The 18773-nt window shown below is 50.5% G+C and carries 20 protein-coding genes; 18 read left to right on the top strand and 2 right to left on the bottom strand.

Features of this window, described 5'->3' with window-relative positions:
• The first annotated feature begins 52 nt into the window (after positions 1 to 52).
• The 10 genes from SLIP_RS06780 to SLIP_RS06740 all read left to right on the top strand — a co-directional run bounded on the left by SLIP_RS06780 (position 53) and on the right by SLIP_RS06740 (position 8799).
• Positions 53 to 895 (top strand): MBL fold metallo-hydrolase, encoded by an 843-nt coding sequence (locus tag SLIP_RS06780; RefSeq protein ID WP_013175536.1) that lies wholly within the window; start codon positions 53 to 55, stop codon positions 893 to 895.
• Positions 896 to 925: 30 nt separating this feature from the next.
• Positions 926 to 3382, top strand: coding sequence for a Lon protease family protein (locus SLIP_RS06775; RefSeq protein ID WP_013175535.1), 2457 nt, complete (start codon positions 926 to 928; stop codon positions 3380 to 3382).
• On the top strand, positions 3379 to 3690 hold the full coding sequence (locus SLIP_RS06770; protein ID WP_013175534.1) for a hypothetical protein: 312 nt from the start codon (positions 3379 to 3381) through the stop codon (positions 3688 to 3690). The genes SLIP_RS06775 and SLIP_RS06770 overlap by 4 nt, the downstream gene beginning before the upstream one ends.
• Positions 3691 to 3754: 64 nt before the next feature.
• Positions 3755 to 3964, top strand: a complete 210-nt coding sequence (locus SLIP_RS06765; protein ID WP_013175533.1) for a B-box zinc finger protein — start codon at positions 3755 to 3757, stop codon at positions 3962 to 3964.
• Between the two features lie 33 nt (positions 3965 to 3997).
• Positions 3998 to 4231 carry a hypothetical protein gene (locus SLIP_RS06760; RefSeq protein WP_013175532.1) on the top strand — a complete coding sequence of 78 codons (234 nt, stop codon included), beginning with the start codon at positions 3998 to 4000 and terminating at the stop codon, positions 4229 to 4231.
• On the top strand, positions 4201 to 4971 hold the full coding sequence (locus SLIP_RS06755) for a hypothetical protein (RefSeq protein WP_013175531.1): 771 nt from the start codon (positions 4201 to 4203) through the stop codon (positions 4969 to 4971). Before SLIP_RS06760 ends, SLIP_RS06755 begins: the two co-directional genes overlap by 31 nt.
• Positions 4972 to 5037: 66 nt before the next feature.
• Positions 5038 to 6732, top strand: coding sequence for a methyl-accepting chemotaxis protein (locus tag SLIP_RS06750; RefSeq protein ID WP_013175530.1), 1695 nt, complete (start codon positions 5038 to 5040; stop codon positions 6730 to 6732).
• Positions 6733 to 7009: 277 nt separating this feature from the next.
• The gene (locus tag SLIP_RS12385) at positions 7010 to 7183 is read left to right on the top strand and encodes a DUF2197 domain-containing protein (RefSeq protein ID WP_013175529.1); all 174 of its coding nucleotides are present in this window, start codon (positions 7010 to 7012) and stop codon (positions 7181 to 7183) included.
• A gap of 12 nt (positions 7184 to 7195) precedes the next feature.
• On the top strand, positions 7196 to 7966 hold the full coding sequence (locus SLIP_RS06745) for an alpha/beta hydrolase (protein WP_013175528.1): 771 nt from the start codon (positions 7196 to 7198) through the stop codon (positions 7964 to 7966).
• A gap of 263 nt (positions 7967 to 8229) precedes the next feature.
• Positions 8230 to 8799 carry a TVP38/TMEM64 family protein gene (locus tag SLIP_RS06740; protein ID WP_013175527.1) on the top strand — a complete coding sequence of 190 codons (570 nt, stop codon included), beginning with the start codon at positions 8230 to 8232 and terminating at the stop codon, positions 8797 to 8799.
• Positions 8800 to 8814: 15 nt separating this feature from the next.
• On the opposite strand, the gene SLIP_RS06735 is transcribed toward SLIP_RS06740, so the two are convergent.
• Together SLIP_RS06735 and SLIP_RS06730 are read right to left on the bottom strand one after the other, a co-directional pair.
• Positions 8815 to 9684 carry a CBS domain-containing protein gene (locus SLIP_RS06735; protein WP_013175526.1) on the bottom strand — a complete coding sequence of 290 codons (870 nt, stop codon included), beginning with the start codon at positions 9682 to 9684 and terminating at the stop codon, positions 8815 to 8817.
• A 114-nt stretch (positions 9685 to 9798) separates the two neighbouring features.
• Positions 9799 to 10158, bottom strand: a complete 360-nt coding sequence (locus SLIP_RS06730; protein ID WP_013175525.1) for a hypothetical protein — start codon at positions 10156 to 10158, stop codon at positions 9799 to 9801.
• A gap of 976 nt (positions 10159 to 11134) precedes the next feature.
• On the opposite strand from SLIP_RS06730, the gene SLIP_RS06720 reads away from it, so the two are divergent.
• From SLIP_RS06720 to SLIP_RS06685, 8 genes are read left to right on the top strand one after another with little or no spacing between them, the layout of a single operon-like run.
• A complete protein-coding gene (locus SLIP_RS06720; RefSeq protein ID WP_013175523.1) occupies positions 11135 to 11800 on the top strand; it encodes a hypothetical protein in 666 nt (221 codons plus the stop codon).
• 45 nt (positions 11801 to 11845) lie between these two features.
• Positions 11846 to 13108, top strand: coding sequence for a hypothetical protein (locus tag SLIP_RS06715; RefSeq protein ID WP_013175522.1), 1263 nt, complete (start codon positions 11846 to 11848; stop codon positions 13106 to 13108).
• Between the two features lies 1 nt (position 13109).
• Positions 13110 to 14684: a Cas10/Cmr2 second palm domain-containing protein gene (locus SLIP_RS06710; protein ID WP_013175521.1), complete on the top strand. Its 1575-nt coding sequence runs from the start codon at positions 13110 to 13112 to the stop codon at positions 14682 to 14684.
• Positions 14677 to 15924, top strand: coding sequence for a type III-B CRISPR module-associated Cmr3 family protein (locus SLIP_RS06705; protein WP_013175520.1), 1248 nt, complete (start codon positions 14677 to 14679; stop codon positions 15922 to 15924). The genes SLIP_RS06710 and SLIP_RS06705 overlap by 8 nt, the downstream gene beginning before the upstream one ends.
• On the top strand, positions 15917 to 16765 hold the full coding sequence (gene cmr4, locus SLIP_RS06700; protein WP_013175519.1) for a type III-B CRISPR module RAMP protein Cmr4: 849 nt from the start codon (positions 15917 to 15919) through the stop codon (positions 16763 to 16765). Before SLIP_RS06705 ends, cmr4 begins: the two co-directional genes overlap by 8 nt.
• Positions 16758 to 17180, top strand: coding sequence for a type III-B CRISPR module-associated protein Cmr5 (locus SLIP_RS06695; RefSeq protein ID WP_013175518.1), 423 nt, complete (start codon positions 16758 to 16760; stop codon positions 17178 to 17180). Before cmr4 ends, SLIP_RS06695 begins: the two co-directional genes overlap by 8 nt.
• The gene (gene cmr6 / locus SLIP_RS06690) at positions 17177 to 18187 is read left to right on the top strand and encodes a type III-B CRISPR module RAMP protein Cmr6 (protein ID WP_013175517.1); all 1011 of its coding nucleotides are present in this window, start codon (positions 17177 to 17179) and stop codon (positions 18185 to 18187) included. The genes SLIP_RS06695 and cmr6 overlap by 4 nt, the downstream gene beginning before the upstream one ends.
• A gap of 4 nt (positions 18188 to 18191) precedes the next feature.
• Positions 18192 to 18710, top strand: a complete 519-nt coding sequence (locus SLIP_RS06685) for a 3'-5' exonuclease family protein (RefSeq protein WP_013175516.1) — start codon at positions 18192 to 18194, stop codon at positions 18708 to 18710.
• Positions 18711 to 18773 lie beyond the last annotated feature (63 nt).

Genomic DNA, 18773 nt, shown 5'->3' with positions numbered 1-18773 from the left:
CACCTATTCACGGAAAAAGCGGGCGAATTAGGGGCAAGAAGGGGGGAACGGGATGCGGGTCACGGTTACAATTTTGGTGGAAAACACCACCCCAGATTCACGACTGGTAGGGGAATATGGATTTGCAGCTATGGTGCAGGTGGAGGACTATCGTTTCCTATTCGATACCGGTTCTAAAGATGCCTTATTTGTCAATGCCAAAAGGATGGGTGTGGACCTGGACTTCTTAGACGACATCGTGATCAGCCACGGGCATTTCGATCATACCGGGGGCTTGGAGGCCTTGCTCAAGATGCGGGGCGGGCGGCGGGTTATTATTCATCCCGACGCGTGGTTACCCAAGTTCGTGGCAGGCCTGCCCGGTTTCGACGAGCCCCGTTTTATAGGGATGAGGGTTACCAGAGAAGAGGTGGCGAGGCTCGGCAGCACTATTGTCGAAAATTCTTCGGCGTACGAGCTGAGGCCAGGGGTACTGGTATCGGGAGCAATTCCCCGTACCAATTCTTATGAAGACACAGGCGGGCAGTTCCTGCGTCGCAGGAATGAAGCCGATGACTACGAGACCGACCTATTGGTCGATGACCAGGCTGTAATAATAGACCACCCCGAAGGGCTGGTAGTAGTTAGCGGGTGCGCTCATTCGGGGCTAATCAACACCTTGGAGTATGCCCAAAAGCTGACAGGGTGTAGCAGGATCCAGGCATTCATAGGAGGAACTCACCTTATGTCTGCTGGCGAGGAGAGGCTAGAGAAGACTTTTCGGGCTTTAGAGTCATACGATATACAAAGACTGGTCGTTGCCCATTGTACCGGCTTCTACGCGGCAGCTCGGCTGTACGGGCATTTCGGGAACAAGGTGAAAAAAGGGGAGACGGGATTCCATTTTAAGATATAGGGTTGGTAAATGAAGGCGTTTTGAGGAGGGGTGACTACACTGAGTAAGCTGAAACCTAAGGATTTGAGGAAACTGTGCGATCCTAAGGACTTCCCATTCGCATCGACAGCAGAGCTTGAGCCTCTTGAAGGAATTATTGGGCAGGAGAGGGCAGTCAAATCGGTTGAGTTTGGTTTGGACATAAAGAGCGAAGGCTACAACATCTTTCTTGCCGGCATCAGCGGCACCGGGAAGGTTACCCTGGCGAGGAACCTGGTTGAAAAGAGAGCACAACAGGACCCTGCTCCCTTCGATTGGTGCTACGTTTTTAATTTCCGCAATCCCGATCGCCCGCGGCTTCTGCAGTTACCGGCAGGGAAGGGCAGGCGACTCGCTCGTGATATGGACCGGTTGGTTAACAACCTGCGCAAAATGATTTCTAAAGCCTTCGAAAGCCAGCATTTTGAGATGCACAGAAACAGAATTCTAGGAAGTTTCCTCGATAGCACCAACCTTATGTATCAGAAACTGGAGAAAATGGCCCAAGCTGAGGGGTTTACTATTTCCCGCAGCCAGCACGGGATAAGCACTATTCCGCTGCGAGACGGGAAACCGCTGGACCAGGAGGAGTTTGCCACCCTCGATGACGAGACCAAACAAGAACTGCTGGAGCGGAGCAAGGCCTTGCAGGAAAAGATAAACGAGGCTATGCGCGAATACAAGGAACTCGAGCGGACCGTGAGGGAGAAAATGCGGGTGCTGGAGGTAGAAACCGCGCGTAGTGTGATGGTTCCATACTTCGCGGCGTTATACGAGACTTACCGGGAGCATGCTAAGGTTATTTCTTACCTAGAGGAGGTTCACCAGGACGTGCTGGAGAACCTGGAGTTGTTTGCAGGACAACAGGAAGAGATGCAGTTTCCGGCCGCACTTTTTCGCCGTATAGACAAAAAGGCCGCATTTAAAAGGTACAAGGTCAATGTGCTTGTAGATAACGAGGGACGGGACCACGCGCCTGTCGTTTACGAGACAAACCCTACTTACGCCAACCTCTTTGGCACCATCGAGTACGAGAGCGAATTCGGCATACTGTCCACTGATTTCACACGGGTTCGGGCAGGAGCAGTTCACCGCGCCAACGGAGGGTACCTTATCCTGCACGTGACCGATCTTTTTAAGAACTTTTTTGTTTGGGATACCCTGAAAAGGGTTCTCAAGAACCGGGAGATAACCATAGAGAGCGTTTTGAAGACTTTTAGCGTAACCAGCTCGGAAGTACTGGAACCGGAACCCATGCCGGTCGAAGTCAAGGTGATTCTCATCGGAGAACCGTTAATGTATTATCTCCTGTACACCTATGACGAGGAGTTCCGCCAGCTTTTCAAGATCAGGGCAGACTTTGAAGTGGAGATGCCCCGGACCGGCGAGCACGTTTCCAAATACGCCCAGTTTGTGAGTTGCGTGGTTAGGCGGCACGGGTTGCGCCATTTTACTAGAGAAGCGGTAGCCAGGCTGGTCGATTACGGCACCTGGCTGGCTGAAGATCAAAAGAAACTAACCACGTTGTTCGACCGCATAAACGACATCATTTTTGAGGCCAACGTATGGGCTTCCCGAGAAAAATGCGAGCGCGTAGAAAAGCGGCATGTTCAAAAAGCGATAGACGAAAAGCGTTCCCGCTCTGACCTTTTAGAGGCCAAAGTCCTGGAACTCATAAGTGAGGGAACGATCATAATAGACGTTCACGGGGAGGCAGTCGGGCAGATCAACGGTCTGGCTGTGTATTCGTTGGGCGATTACTGGTTTGGCAAACCATGCCGCATAACCGCCCGCACCTTCATGGGTGAGAAAGGTGTAATCAACATCGAGCGGGAAGTGCGGATGAGCGGGAGCATACACACCAAAGGGGTCTTAACCTTGGCAGGATACCTGGGGGCCCAATACGCCCAGGACAAACCGCTTTCCCTATCCGCCAGCTTGACTTTTGAGCAGACGTACGAGGGGATCGAAGGTGACAGCGCTTCGGCCGCGGAGCTGTTTGCCATACTTTCCAGCCTTTCGGGAGTTCCTATCCGGCAGGGGATAGCGGTGACCGGCTCTATTAACCAGAACGGAGAGATCCAGCCCATAGGAGGCGTAAACCAGAAAATCGAGGGATTTTTCAAGGTATGTAAGCTAAAAGGACTGGATGGGCGTCAAGGAGTTATCATTCCCAAGCAAAACATAGCTAACTTGATGCTGCCGGATGAGATAGTAGACGCAGTTAGGAAAGGAAAATTCTCGATCTGGGCCATTGGCCATGTTAACGAGGGCATCGAGATACTGATGGGAAAACCTGCCGGTAAGAGGGAGGCAAATGGAGATTTCACTAAGGACAGTGTCCATTACCTGGTTGACCGGCAGTTAGCTAAGTGGGCTGAGCGCAGGACCAGGGGCATTGGCCGCCAGGGACAGGCAGAAGTTTTGCCCCGAGGAAGACGGATCCGGCCAAGGAGGGAAGGGAAATGAGCAGGCGATGGGGGTGGGCCTTCTTAGCGTTGGTACTCTTGACGGTTGGAATAGTGGCTGGTTGGAGCATGGAATGGAATGGACTTATCAGCAGCGATCAAGCCGACGAACACAAACCATTGATAAAAGTGGAAATTCACTTCAGCGATGGGTCGATGCTGGTCGGCTACGTTAAAGAACTCGGCGTGTCAAAGGAGGGCACGGTTTATGTAGGCGGGTCATCAACCAACTACCTTTATGATGCGGGAGGTCATGTCATAGGGGTATTCAATTATAGCCACGTGTCGTACATGAAAGTCATTAAATGACCCATCCACGGTTATAATTTAGATTACGATTAAAGAAAATATAGGAAAGAAGAAGGAAAAATGGATGAAACGTCGAAGCCAATCTGTTAATAGCATAGATTTGATGGCGGGCATGCTCCTGATTTGTGACCAGCACCCGCAAAGACAGGCTTTGCGCAAATGCTTAATGTGCGGGGTTCTGATGTGCTCGGAGTGCATGGCTTTTGGTCTGCAATTCGGGCTTATCATGTGCGAGGATTGTGTTGGGCGGTTGCTGGTGTTGTCTTGGAGCTAAAAGCAAAAGACTGTTGCTGGAAGGAAGGCTTACATGCAGGATACCTGTTCGGGTTGGGATTGGCTTAAAAGCAGGGATTATGAAAAGGCTGTGCGAGATTTTCACGCCCGCATTAGTGGTGGAGGAGGCGATTTTTCCGACTATTGGGGTTTAGGAAAGGCTTCCTTTTTTGTTGCCGAGGAGCGGGGAATGGCTCGGCAATACCTGAAGGAAGCTCTTTCTTTGGCACTGAAGGAGTGGAAAGAGGGGGGATTCCATATGACATAGTTGAAGCGATTGAGAAGGATTTGGACCGGGCCGAAGGTAGCTCAGGGGAACGGATTCTTCAGCGTGGGCGGGAGTACATTCTGGGACTCCTTCGCTTGACCGGGGCCATGCCTTTGCCGGATGCTGTGGCTGGGGTGGAAAAGCTGGCTAACCTTAAGCTCGTGCCGTGGTGGGATCGGTTGTTGGAGGAAATAGAACGAGATCCAAGACTCATCATTTCATCCGGAGATATCGTACACCTGCCGGAGGTTAAAGACCCGCTCTATATTTTGGAGGCTAGAAAAAAGTATGAAGTGGCCTTTTCTTTCGGCATGGACGATCTGGCGCGCGCTTTGCACTTTGATTTGTGGCAGGAAGTGAAGCAAGGCTTGGAATCTGTTTTGAACAGCTTCAGCGGTGGCAATCTCAAGAGCGAACAGGTGATACGAATCGCGTTGAATAGCCGTACCCTTAGCGAATTGCTACAGCAGATGGATCTTCTGACCCGGATGTACGATCTAAGGTATGTCATGAGCAACTGGTACCGTGTTCTTTACAACCTGTGGGTTCAGATGCCGAGATGGGAATTCGGTTTCAAATCGCTGGCTGAGATCGATGCCGACGATATGCTGTTGGGTGAAATAAAGGTGAACGACGTGGCCAGGATTTTAGGGCTTGTAGCCGATGAAGAGGGCAATCTGTTCTGCCCGAAGTGCGGGGAGAAGGTAGCACTGGCAGAGGCACATCATCACTTGTCGTAGGTTTTGCAACACTGGTTGTGATGGAAAGTAGCGGGCGTATATCGTGGGAGAGGGGAGATTACGAGAATGAGGCTCAACGTGGGAACCAGGTTGATGCTGGTTTTTACTCTCGTCATCGTTATAGTTACGGGGTCTATAGCGTATTACGCTTCTACCGCCTTTAAGAACGAGATAATAAAGGCGGCCGAACAAAAGCTCGATTCCGACCTGAATATGGGGCTCGAGTTGCTGGATCAAAAGTACCCCGGGCAGTGGTCGATCGGTTCTGATGGCAAGCTCTACAAAGGCGATGTTTTGATGGATGAGAATTTTGAGATAGTCGATCTAGTGGGGGAAAAGACCGGGGATACCTGCACCATCTTCAAAGGAGATACCAGGGTTTCGACCAACGTCAAGGCCAACGGAGTGCGGAAGGTGGGTACTCAGTGCGCTCCTGAGGTGGCACAAGCGGTTTTGAAAGAAGGGCAGAAATTCGTGGGCGAAGCCGACGTGGCCGGTACCCGCAACCTGACTACATATGTTCCTCTAAAGGACGCCCAAGGCAAGATCATCGGAATGTTTTACGTAGGGGTTCCGGCTACCCCATATGACGAGATGGCTGGGCGCTTGGCCCGGAACATGCTGTGGGGCACTTTGATCGGTATCGTGCTTGCCGGTGTGGCTGCTTTCCTTCTGTCGCGCAGTGTTGCTGGTCCCTTGCAAGTGATTGAGGAGAGCATACAGCGGGCTGCGGAAGGCGACTTGACGCGTAAGGTTGAAATGGATGCAAAAGACGAGATCGGGAGAGTTGGAGCCTCACTCAACGTGATGATCGATAAGATATCTTCGGTCATCGCCCAGACCCAGAGGTTGGCTCAAAACGTCGCCGGGGTTTCGGGGCAGTTGAAGAAGAGGTCAGATGCCAGTGCCCGTCTCATGGAGCGGATGAGTGCCAGTTGCCAGGAAATGGCGGATAACGCGGTCCTGCAGATGGATATGGCCCAGCAGACCCGAGATATAATAAAAGAGATGTCGGCCGGTATTCAACAGGTGGCCGTTGGAGCTCAGGAATCGTCGAGCGCTTCAGTGCAAGCCAGTAAGACAGCGGAAGAAGGCGGAATTCAGGTCGAGCAAGTGGTGCGCCAGATGGAAGTAATAAGCAGCACGGTAAATTCAACGGCCGGTATCGTCCAGGGTTTGGGTGAAAAATCGCAGAGGATCGGGGAGATAGTCGACGTTATCACCGGTATTGCCGAGCAGACTAACCTTCTGGCTCTTAACGCTGCTATCGAAGCGGCTCGAGCAGGAGAACAGGGGCGTGGGTTTGCGGTCGTAGCCGAAGAAGTTAGAAAACTCGCCGAGGAGTCGGCAGAAGCGGCGAAGAAGATAGCGGTGTTGATAGGCGAGATCCAGCAGGAAGCTGGGCGCGCGGTAAAAGCGATGGATGACGGGACCCGGGAGGTAGCAAACGGTATCCAGGTTGTGGCTAAGTCCGGGATGGCCTTCCAGGGCATTATCGATGGGATCAAGAAGATATCCGAACACGCTCAAGAGGTCTCGGCAGCCAGTGAAGAAATGGCAGCGGGAACAGACACGGCCCTGCAGGCGGTTAACCGGACGGCTGAAGTGGCCCAGAAAACGGCTGAGGCTGCAAAGCAGGTAGACACTCTGGCGGGAGAGCAGCTGGCGGGACTGCAGGAGGTCAACGCCTCGGCCGAGGAATTGAACCGGGTAATTGCCGAACTGGAGAAATCTATCGAACTCTTCAAGGTAGCGGGTTAAAAACCGGGTCATCGGGCTATGGCACCCTTCCGGCACGACCGGCGGGTGCCTTTTTCGTTGAGAAGCCGCTCTCCAAAACCTAGGCCCTAGCCAGGCGTATAGAAAATGACGCGCGAGAGCCCTCAAGGAACCGTTATTTTGCGAATATCGTCAAAAATGTCTGATATTCGTTGTAAATCTGTGTAAATCCGCATTAATCTGTGTCTATAAGTGACTATTATTTGCCCGCGTCGATTACAATTAGGTAGGAGAGGAATTGTGAAAGGGGGAGCGTTTGATGCCACTGGTTACTCGTTGTGCCCTGTGCGGGAAGAAATATGAGATTGCAGAGGATAATCCGGCCTACCAGAAGCTAGTTGCTAAGCCTTCCAGCACTTACATCTGTGACATGTGCAAAAACCGGGTGAGGTTCGAGTCGGAAGACCAGCAAAAACCGAAGAAGCCGATGTGAGAGGTGAAGGGGATGAGTTGGGATAAGGTTTTCATCCCCAACCGGGAAGGGAAAAGGTTAGCGGCTCTGGTTTTTGAGCCTGAGGATAGGGCTAGGTGCCTGGTGGTGGCCGCTCACGGCTTTCGCGGGAGTAAAGAGAACGGAGGCCGGATCTACAGCCTGGGCCAGAAATTGGCTGAACGCGGAGGTAGTCTCGTGGCCTTCGATTTTGCCGGTAGCGGTGAAAGCGAGGGGGACTTTACCCAGGTCACCTTGTCAGGGCAGGCAAACGACCTGAAGGACGTGGTTGACTGGGCGTGCTCCCGGGTTGATAAGCCGCTGGTGCTCCTGGGACGGAGTTTTGGCGGTAGCACTACTTTGGTCGAGGCCAGTAAAGACGAGCGTGTGAGGGGTGTCGTGTTGTGGTCAACCCCGGTTTTTCTGGTAGAGACTTTTTCGGCGATGATGCCGGAGCAGTTCGAAGCCATGAAGAAAGGGCTGGAAGTGAGTATAACCGACGATTGGGGAGAGTTTAGGCTCGGGCCCGGTTTTGCGGCTGATTTATATAACCATAATATGGTAGAATATATTAGCGGGCTGAGAGACCGCCCGGTGCTCATCGTGCATGGGTTGAAAGACGAGGTGGTGAGCCCGCAAAACGCCCGGTTTTTGGGCGAGGCCTTGAGAGAGAATGCGGAAGTTCACCTGGTCGAAGGAAGCGACCACAGGTTTACCACCAGCCACGAAATCAGAGAAAACCTAACCCTGGCATGGCTGGAGCGGCATTTCCTGAAAGAGGCTTAGAAAACAGTATTATCCATAGCTAGAGGCAGGCATTTCTCCGCGTATACTGTTAGCGGGGGAATCAGCTTAAGCGTGGCCAGGCAACTATCCGAAGAGGCCCCCCTCGAGTTGGAAATTTAGCCTGCCTGCCACTGCTTGAGTCTTCGTCGGTTTCCGTTTTCCTAGTATTCTGAATTTATTCTGAATTTATGCCAACGTTGCCGGGAAGCGGGATAAGACCTGACCTTGTTGCAAGCTGTATCGTTGGAGGAGTCAAAGAGCCTGTGATTGAAAGTTTCAGCATGGCTGAGGTTACAAAATACATTAACAATTTCCATGCCCTGGCTCCGGGAGTGGCTTTTGGGCTTTTTTTTATTCAGGCGGTTTTCCCCGTATTCCCTTACGTTATTTTGGCTGGGGCCGCGGGGATGCTTTTTGGTTTTTGGGAAGGCTTTCTTTTAGCCTGGCTGGGAGCCTTGAGCGGTGCCTGTGCCGCTTTCGTGATGGCTCGCCGTTTGGGTTATGATTGGTTCAGTCAGAGGATGTCGCAGCGTTACCGGGTGGACCTGGAAAGTATAAACCCCCACTACGGTTTCTGGAGCATCGTCCTGGCCCGGATCATTCCGGTCGTTCCTACTCCACTCATCAACGTGGCTGCCGGGGTAGGAGGCGTGTCCTTCCGCGTCTTCACACTAGCCTCCGCCATAGGCAAACTACCTACGGCTTTTATCTATACGGGATTAGGTTATCATTTCTACCGAACACATGACCTCGTGACCACGATAGCAGGGCTCGTTCTGGTACTGGCAGCAGGCTATCTCGTTGTCGCTTATCTGAGGCGGAACAGCAGTTGATAATTTCACCAAGACCTACTCCACGACTTCCACTTCTTCCATGGTGAGAACCCGATGCCCTTTCTGTTTAGCTTGGGTGGATCCGAGGCTGGCTAGATTGACGAGATCAACCACATTGAGCCAATTCTGCTTGTCCTTGTCACTTGCAGATCGGCGGCCGGGTACTATACCGGCAGAAGCCGCCAAAGCCAGTCCCCGGTTTTGCAGTCCCGGCCAGGTTACGTTGCTAATGGCGTCGAGAAGAGAAAAACACAACTCTTGTGCCTCTTTTACGTTCCTCGAGGTCACCACCACAAACTCGTCGCCCCCATAGCGGCACAAGTAATCTACTTCTTCGGCAGTGCCGCTATTGAGAGCCTGCGCGACCTTTACTAGGATGCTGTTCCCTTCGGCGTGGCCCAGTTGCTTATCGATTTCTCCAAAATTATCGAGGTCGATAAAAATGACGACTGCTGAAGAATTGGTTTTGAGCAGTTTCTCTGCTGCATAGTAGGCGTAATCGGCTGTAAAAAGGCCAGTAAGAGAGTCGACGGCTTTACCGAAGTGGATAAGCAGGCAAGATTTCGTAATGATCCCTAATAGCCTGCCTTCAGCCTCCACTACCAGCCTCTCGATGCAGTAGCGGTCAATTTTCTCTTTTGCCTCCCAAATAGAGCAATCAGGGCTGATGGTTATGACTTCTCTGGTCATAGCGTCTGCCACAAGCCGGTTAGGATGGGAATTGCGAACATCGCGGGAAGTCAGAATACCTACCAGCATCCCTTCCTGGACCACAGGGAGCCCGCCCACTTTGAACCTCTGCATCAACTGAACCGCTCGAGCGACACTAGCATCCGGCGACACTGTAACCGGATCGCGTACCATTATACTCTTAAGCGTACCCATGTTTTCACAGCGGCCTGCCCAGTACCGCTCCCCTCCCCATTAGATTATTAAAGAAACTACAGAGCTGACTCAAGAACCGTCTGGCAAGAGCCGGATAAACTACCGTTTTTGCAGTTATAGGCTGACCAAGCGACTTACCTGAATCACCGCGTTAATCCCTATCTTGATGATCATGGAATCATCCGCGATTCTCGAACTCTCTTCGAGGACTATGGGAATAAGGCTCTCTTTAGGGACCACATTAAGCAGCGACTTTCTTATTACGGCTGCTTCAAAAAGTTCATGGTCGAGAACGAACAACTCGTATTGATCTGGGGACAAAGCTTCTACCATTCTCTTCGCTGCTTCGGCACCGATGGGAGCTTTCCTCCCGACAAGCAGAACGTCCTGCATAGGCGGAAACTCAAACTGGGCCAAACGCAAATTAATTTCTGCTTTACGTACTGGTTCCGTGGGAGCCAAGGCTTCCGACATCGCATTGCTCCTTTCTTTTCGGGAATCAAGCGAAAGCTCAGTGATGGCAGACACCAGTAATCGATTCCGATGAACCTAAGCTCTCCCAACGAGATGCACGTGAAAATTAAGCATGGCCAACGTGCATCCTCCTACATGGATCGGACTCGTCAGCATCCAACAACAGTTTAGCAATTTAGGGAAAGAAATGTCAAAAACTCAAAGAGCCGGTCCCAGGCCGTAACCCCCTCGCACGGAACTCCTAAAATTCGATGGTTACCGGCTTCACCAGAGTCACATTAGGTCGTAATTTGTCGAAATTTGACGACAAATTTTGGAAGGAATCGAGAAGGGTGAGGGAGAAATTACAATCGAATGTGTTTCTCCTTTTTGTGACAATACATAGCGTAGGACCCTTCCGAAGCTGGGCCGTGGCTAAACGATGCCCTATTACAAGAATCTTTAATTCAAAAAACATAGCCGGAGGATAAACAGGATCAAATAGGGAGGTGAGGCCAACTTTATGCCACATGTACACTGGACAGGCAACCCTCCTATGGATGCCGGATTGACGGCATTGGGAGCAGCGGCAGGGGTCAGCGCTGGAAGGATTGGCTGGCTAGCAACCTGATCAAGCTCGTGGGCAAGGCTTGGGAAGCTGAGGTGGAGTGGAGGGTAAAAGAAGGAGCCGTCTATGTCCGGACAGCAGCCGAAGCTGGGCAACAGGATATTGAAAAGAAATTCCAGGTGTAATTAAATTAGGAAACAGATGCCGAAATGGTTAAGAGGAATGAGGATACATGGCATAATTGCAGTTGATGCGCACAACACTGTCCCAGAACAGTAGTCGTAACGGTTGGAACTGTGCGGACCGCGTCAGTGAACGACATACTACTACATAACGGGAGTGTTTGCGGGGGTTTGAAAGCTGCTACAAAAGCGAGCGGTACGCATTCAATGGCAGACACTAATGAATGCAACAAAGGGGGATGAGACGGTGAGCGAATCGAGTAAAGGCCTTACAACTTACAGAATTTTTTTGGGAATGTTGGCTCTCATCATAGTGCTCGGGGTTGGTTTTGCTTTGGGCATGAGATTCGAGCAGCGGTTTGCAACTGAAACGATGACTACCGGTGTCGCTGACAATGGGGAGCTTCCCAGCAGCAACGGCAAGAGCGATAGCGTAGAATCGAAAAAGCATAACACACCGGCCACCGTTTCAAGGGATGTTTCCAACGAAGCTGGGGACTCGAAGGAACCCAAAAGCAAGGGGTTGGCGCAGGACAATGAGGGAGACAATACGGTAGACCTTTTCGAAGATTTGCGCCCCTTTACGGGAAAAAGAGCGACCGGGGTAGTGATTAGCGGTGTAAGTTACAATTCGGGATATATCGCCGAATACTATAATCCTCCCGTGCGGTGGAACCTGGATGGCAATTTTAAAACGGTGAAACTCGCGGTCGGGGTGCCTGACGACGCTTACTACTCTGAGGGGAGCTTCGACGTGTTGCTGGACGAAGAGATTGTGGGTCGCTATGGGGTGTCGAAGGACGGCGGTTTAAAAGAGTTCACTATTGATGTTGCCGGGGGACGAATACTCGTAGTATCAGGTTCAAGTCACACCGTTGCAGTCGTAAAGGCAATCGGGGAAAAGAAAGAATAAGACACCTTCAAGCCTCTGGACATTACAGTGAGAGGAGGCAGTATTTTGTACAAAGTGCAAATACGTCTTCAACAGCATACACCTATCATACACTTTCAGGGCGATCAGCCGGGGGCCTGCCTGCGGGCCAGCGAGGTGAAGACCAAGCTGGACAGGTACCTGGTTATGAATTTCGGGTCGGAATTCAGAAACGAAAGCGGAAAATTCATTGAGGATTATTTTGTCGACAGGCAACATAAGGCGCTCGATTACAAGATGCGTATTTATTTTGTGGGAAACTCAACAGAAAAACCTCCGTTGCACGAAAGAACGGATAAGAGCGGCAAAACTAGATATAACCCCACTGTATCATCTTACTATGCCCCCGCTATAGATGAAGACAAGAAAAAGTACGAGCATGTCAAGCTGGTAACTTATGAATATATCGTTGTGGACCTTTTCAGTTTTCACCCCGGTTTGCTGGACATTATCAAAAAACACATCCCTGCCTTCTTCGCCGTCACCAATTTTGGCACCCGCAGCAGCAAAGGTTTCGGGTCATTCTCGGCAAGAAGTATCGATGATACACCGGTAAACGGAACGAGTAAGGCTCTGCTTAAAGGCAGGACTTACATAGAGTTTCAATTTCGAAATAACCCGAAGGACAATACACGAATAATGGAGCACGCTTATACTTTCTACCAAGTACTGAAATCGGGGATTAACCTCGGAATCGATAAAAAAGAAGGCAAAGAGCGGTACGAACCATCATTCTTCCTGAAGAAATATATGGCAAAGAAGGGGATAGGCAGCGAAAAGGCGTTTATTAAGAAGCACATATTAACGCCAGAGGAACTAAGAAAACTTTCTGGAAGAAAGCAAAATTCGCCTTACAGCGATTTCCGGTACGTGCGGGGGATGCTCGGCGTTGCGCCTTTCATTGTTTTCCGTACGGGTAAACAGAAGAGCGATGAGATTAAAGTGCGAATATATGACCAATCGGACGAAGTAGAACGCTTCAAAAGCCCCATCACTATTAAAATCCTTGGTAACACTGCGTATTTCATCGCTGAGAAGATTCCTGAGGCCATGTACGAGCGCGAATTCGCATTTACCAGAGAAGCATCTCGCGATTCCGAAGGAGGCGACGAAAGAAGAGGAATTAAGACCCCCTCGAAGAGCGAATTCGGCCTTGACGATTTGCTCCGTTCGTTTGCCAGCGAAATCGAAAGCCGAAGGAAAAGTGTTGGTTCGGTTTCAGTGCGAAAGTATAAGGACGCGCTTGGGGATTTGCTTAAAGTTACTTTTGTTAAGGGAGAGAGTGTGTAAGATGACTTGGTTTTTTGGAATCACCATTGGGCCGATTTACGGGACCATGTCTCTTGCCCGGGATACCGGTGGTCTGTGGGCAGCGAGCTACTTGTTTTCCTATATATCCCACTGCCTGGTGCAAAGGTTGCGGGAGTTCCCTCGCGTCAGCGTATTTTCTCCTAATCCTGAAGCAAACAGGATTAATAAGCGGGTGGGGGCTTTCTCCGACCGAATATATTTCGCATACGATGGAGATCCGGAAGCCGACGGATTCTTCGAGATGTTGGAGAGGGTTAAGAACGAGGCGGTAGAAGAAATTGTTGACGATATTTGGAACAGTCTGCGCTCGAAAACTCACAGCGACCAGTTGCTCAAGGAAGAGGTGCGGGGTTTTTTGCGTCAGTATTTGCAGGTGTACTACGTAGCCATAGACGACAGTTGTTTGTACGGTGAGCCTGTTTTAAAAGTGTTGAACAAGCTGTTGGATGCTGCGGAGCTCCGGCCTCCTTACGTTTTCAAGAATGAGTCTCCGCACCTTATGGCCCGGTTTTTGAATAACGAAACCGTGAAAAAATCCCGTATGTTTGCAGGAGCTTTTGGGGTTGGCAAATTTGTTTTTCCCTCCCTTACTGACATCGCTAAGACAGAAACAACAAGAAGAAAAGAAAAAGATGGCAAAAGCATTCTCGAGGTTGTCGTACAGAAGCTGTACGCCGGCCAGAGTCCTAATTCGGATTTTTGTACAATCACAAATACAAATACAAAAGATCCCAAACCCCGTATGCCCAAATTTGCGAATTACTATGCGTTGGTGCAGGCAGACGGCGACGGTATAGGTGGGCATATTACGAGTCTGGCAGACATAGGTGAAATCAGCAACACGTCACGAACGCTTCTGGAGTACGCCGATTCAGCGGTAGGAATTATGACACAGTACGGAGCCTTTCCCGTTTATGCCGGAGGAGACGATTTGATGTTTTTTGCTCCCCTTATGGGGTGGTGCGATGGTGGCCACCCTGTACTCATCTTAAATATGCTGCGAACACTTGACGAAGAATTCAAGAAGAGGCTTGGAGACAGATTTTCCCTATCTTTTGGGTTGGCGGTTGCCTATCATAAATATCCGCTTTACGAGGCCTTAGAAATAGCTAAAGCTCAGCTCGATAAAGCAAAGCGTTACAAGACAAAGAATGCTCTAGGAATAAGCCTGACGGTTCATAGCGGTCAGTCCGCACAGCTGTTGCTTACAATGAATAACACGTTACTCTTAGACCTAATAGAGACTCTGTGCAATCCGCTGACCGAAGAAAATGTCGATTTTCTGCGATCGGTAGAGAGAAAACTAAGACAGCGGAGAGCTGTGCTTTTGCAGATTCTCGCTAGCAACAGCAGAGAAGAACGAAGCTCCCGCTTATCCTGGTGGTTTAGCCAGGAGTTCGAAGGACATGGAGCTACTTTGAAACTGGTTCAAGATATCTTGGGAAAAAACCTCGATGAGTTTTCTTCTCCGCATGAAGCTCTGGAAACAACAGAGGCGGTGCTTAGCTTCGCAAGGTTTATGGGGGAATGGGAGGAGGCGACTCAGGATGCCTGAGTATATATTTAGGTTTTATCCACTGCAACCTTGGTTTTTTGGGGGAGAGCGGGGATTCAGATATGGGCCAGATGCTGTCGACTACCCAGGGAACTTGAATTACTTTGTGAAGTCAAATCTCATTCCGCAACAAACGACCCTGCTCGGCGTGGTGAAGTATATTCTATTAAAAAGCCAAGGCGTAGAAGTCAAGACCGATTGGAGGTATTCGGACGAGGAGTGGGAAAAAATAAGCTCCATAGCCGGGAGCGGAATGATTAATGCGGAAGAGGAAGGTGAAAGCAGGTTTTTCGGAGCAGTTGAAGAAATCTCGCCTCTTTTGTTAAACATGGATGATGTTTACTGGTTGCCGGTTCCTCTCGACCATCTGGGAGAGAACGACACGAAGTACACGCCGATGTCTTATGTGTGCTTGGACAGCAAAATAGCTAGGGGCAATTTCGGGAGCATAGGGTTCTTGAAAGAGTATAACGCGAAGAAAGGGTTATTCCACGGGTGGATGAACGTCTCAACCGGAGAGTTGTTGAGTGACGACAAGATATTTGTTCAGTGTACAAGAGTTGGGATTGAGATTCCTGAACAGCTTAAAAAAGTAACAGGACAGCAAGAGGAAAAAAAGTTTTACAAGCAGACCTACATATCCTTCCGCAAGCAGAACTCATGGGGGACTCAAGGCGGTTGCCGAGAGGTTGGATCTGACCACAATTTCCGCCGGGACGAAGGTGGATTCCCCGACAGGTTCGCAGTCTTTGTCAAGTTGAGGGACGGAATCGAGATCAACTGCAAAGGAGGTTCTGCCAATTTTGAGGTGATGTTAGGAGGGAGAGGAGGCCTTTTCGCGGTCGAGGTAACGGAGGACAAGGAATGTTGTTACCCCGAGATCGAGCGTGAATATTACGCGCGAGTCCTCGATGCCTCTGACCAATCCAGAATAGTGTTGATCTCCGACACTCTAGTGTCAAACGAAGTCTTGAACCAGATAGCTGAGTACGCAGTGTATGAGACTGTTGACTTCAGGCCTTTTTCGATCGATATTTCTCAGGCTCAGTCCAGAGTAAAAGCCGGTAAGGCGGTTAAAAGTCTGTGGGACCGCAGTACTGTTGCTTATCGGCTTCTCAAGCGAGGAACGGTGATTTATCCTAAAGAAGGAGTTAGTGGGAAAGAGCTTGATAATTGCGTTATGCAGAGATTGGGCTACAACAGGAAAATCGTGATAGGTGGGGAGAGAGGTTATGCTTAAAAAGTTTTTCATTATTGAGTGCCTGACAAACATGCATGTGGGGACCGGGAGCACGTCTGGCGGTACTATCGACCTGGAAGTGCAGAGGGACGAAACGACCGGATTCCCGGTCATCTACGCTTCCAGCCTTAAAGGAGCGCTGAGGGAACACTTTGAGCAGCATGTCTATGCCGGCTCCCAAAATAAGGTCGACGAGATGTTTGGGGATCCAAATACCAAAGGTAAGCTTAGAATCCTTCAGGCTCTGATGCTGGGGCGACCAGTACGTTGCCAGGAACAACCGTGGATCTTGGTTACTATGAAGGAGGTATTGCAGGAGTTTGTCGACCTTTACGAAAGGCTCGAGGGGGCGACCGACCCCGTGGGCAACACCTGTCTAAAGGGCCTGCGGGATTTTCTAGCCAACAAGGACAAGTCCCAAAATAACGGGCGGTCCCAAAAGATTAACATCGAAGGCGAACTCGCCAGTCAGCCGGTACTGAAGGGGCGGTCATGGATAAAATGCTTATTTGGTACCGAGGATATAGTGATACTGGAAAAAGAACAATGCAGAATCTTTAGAGAACTGCCGGTAGCTGCCCGCAACCACTTGGAGAACGGTATAAGCAAGAATTTGTGGTACGAAGAGTTCGTTCCCCATAAGTCGAGGTTTTTCTTTGCCGTTCTCGCCGAAGAAAGCGACGAGGCGATTCTCGAGGATTTTGCCAAGAAAGTTCAGCAGATGCCGGTACAGATAGGTGCAAATGCGACCGTCGGTTACGGTTATACCAATATAATGGAGCTAAAAACGGGGGCAGACGGCGCAGAAAACTGTACTGGGGGGGAAGGTGTAGATGCATAACGTTCACCTAGTGCAATCGTACATTCCTGCAGCCGAAAAGGCTGTCAGGGAAATACTTGTGGAGAACGGCAAAGTAAAAAAGATATATAAGTCCTATATGGCCGCCTTCGGCCCCACTATCGTGCAGATGGGTTTGCTTCCCTGTATTGCCTTCTATTTGGGCAATAGCCAGGGCGAAGGGGATAGGCGCGTTATCGTTCATTTGATAGCGAAGGTCGTGGGGTCGAAGGACGGACATGAATTGTACAAGCAACTAGCGAGCAGCTACGAAAATGATATGTCAAGTTTCTACCGCACGAAGCAGCAGGTCGAGGCGGCGGCTGTGGCGCTGAAGCTGGCCATGCGTACCTATCCGGACGAAGAAAGCAACGAATCGAGAGAAGAAGAGAACAACGGGAGGGTGCAGGCATCATGAACTGGGGTGAGGGAAGGGAGAAGGGAAGAGGGAAATATGATTCCAGCGCGGGACCTGAACCCAGGAACTCCAAGTACAAGGTATGGGCTAAGACGGGGAACTACGGATATTATTATTACCGCGGTCTTTACGAAGGGTTGGAATCGCAACTCCTCATGGATAAGAGCCGCTATGTCCAGGACCAGATAGGACGACGGGTACGGTTTTTTCTGGAGCATAATAACGCGGATGACCTGCCGCCGGAAGGACAATTGGCCTCATTCAGAAGCAACCAGAGAAGAATGTGCAGTTTTGTTTTGCAAACTGCCTACCCGGGCTTGTTGATAGGGGCCGGGTACAGTCACGGTATAAGCAGCAAGAAAGATTCTGAGCCGGGGTTTGAAAGCGATTCTAAGGCGGAGCTTGAAAGCGATTTTAAGCTGGGGTTTTACTTTGATTACACAACGGGCCTTCCGGTGATCCCGGGTTCATCGGTCAAAGGGGTGCTCCGGAGTGCTTTTGGCGCTGGGCACAATAAAAGCGAGAAGTACAGGAGACAAAAGCACGAATATATTGCCGAGCAACTTAAGAAGGTAGGAGTTGAGGTGGCAACGGACGACATTGAGCAGCTGGAAACGGCAATATTCGAAGGGATTGTAAGCGGAACCCAGCTTCCCTTAGCCGCGCGGGATGTGTTTTTCGATGCATGGCCAATCGGAGGAGGGCGTGTTTCCGCTGGGAGACTGTTCTACGACGACTATGTGACTCCCCACATCAGAGACGGCAGAAACCCCGATGGAGGGTATTTCATAGAGGAGAATTCGGCCCTCAAAAACCCCACGCCCATCCGCTTTTTGAAAGTTGCTCCCGGCGTCAATTATGAATTCCGTTTCATGTTGACTGAGACAGCGCTTGGGGATATCAAGGTCGGCGCTGAGATTAAACTCGGTCTGTTCAAGAATATCCTAAAAGATATGGGGATAGGCGCCAAGACCCGTATCGGGTATGGGTATTTCCAGGAGGTCTGAACGGGTGAAATACTTCTTTGTAGACGCGGAGACAGACGGGCTATACGGTCCTGTGATCGCGGTCGGGGCAGTCGTTTACGACGATGGGTGGACTGAGCTTGGAACTTTCCAAGGTGCTGTAGACCTAGACAACTACATAATGACCGAGGAGTGGGTAAAACAAAACGTTTTGCCTCACATGAAGCAGATTGCGCCCCGGTATGAGTCCGAAAGTGAATTACTAGATGCATTTTGGGGTTTCTGGATTACGCATCGGGAAGGCTGCCTCTGCATAGCAGACGTGGCTTATCCCGTTGAAATGTCGCTGTTCAAGAAATGCGTGCTGAAAAACGAACAGGAAAGACGCTTCCAAGGACCTTACCCTTTGCTCGACTTAAGCACCGCGCTTTATGTCAAGGGGATTGACCCGCTTATCGACCGGGGGGCGCTGGTCTCCGGTGAGGCATTTACAAGGCATAACCCCTTAGATGACGCACGGTTGGCAGCTAAGTGCTGGAGGTTGGTCGTAAATGGAATGCTCTAGGAACTGTAAAGGCGCGTCGCCATACAGCTATCATACATTTTTGTTCCCTTTCAGGTGGGAACA

Origin of the sequence: Syntrophothermus lipocalidus DSM 12680, from assembly GCF_000092405.1 — a bacterium.
GTDB classification, from domain to species: Bacteria; Bacillota; Syntrophomonadia; order Syntrophomonadales; family Syntrophothermaceae; genus Syntrophothermus; species Syntrophothermus lipocalidus.
Note: the sequence above shows the minus strand (reverse complement) of the source record. Positions and strands in the feature narration are given on the sequence as shown.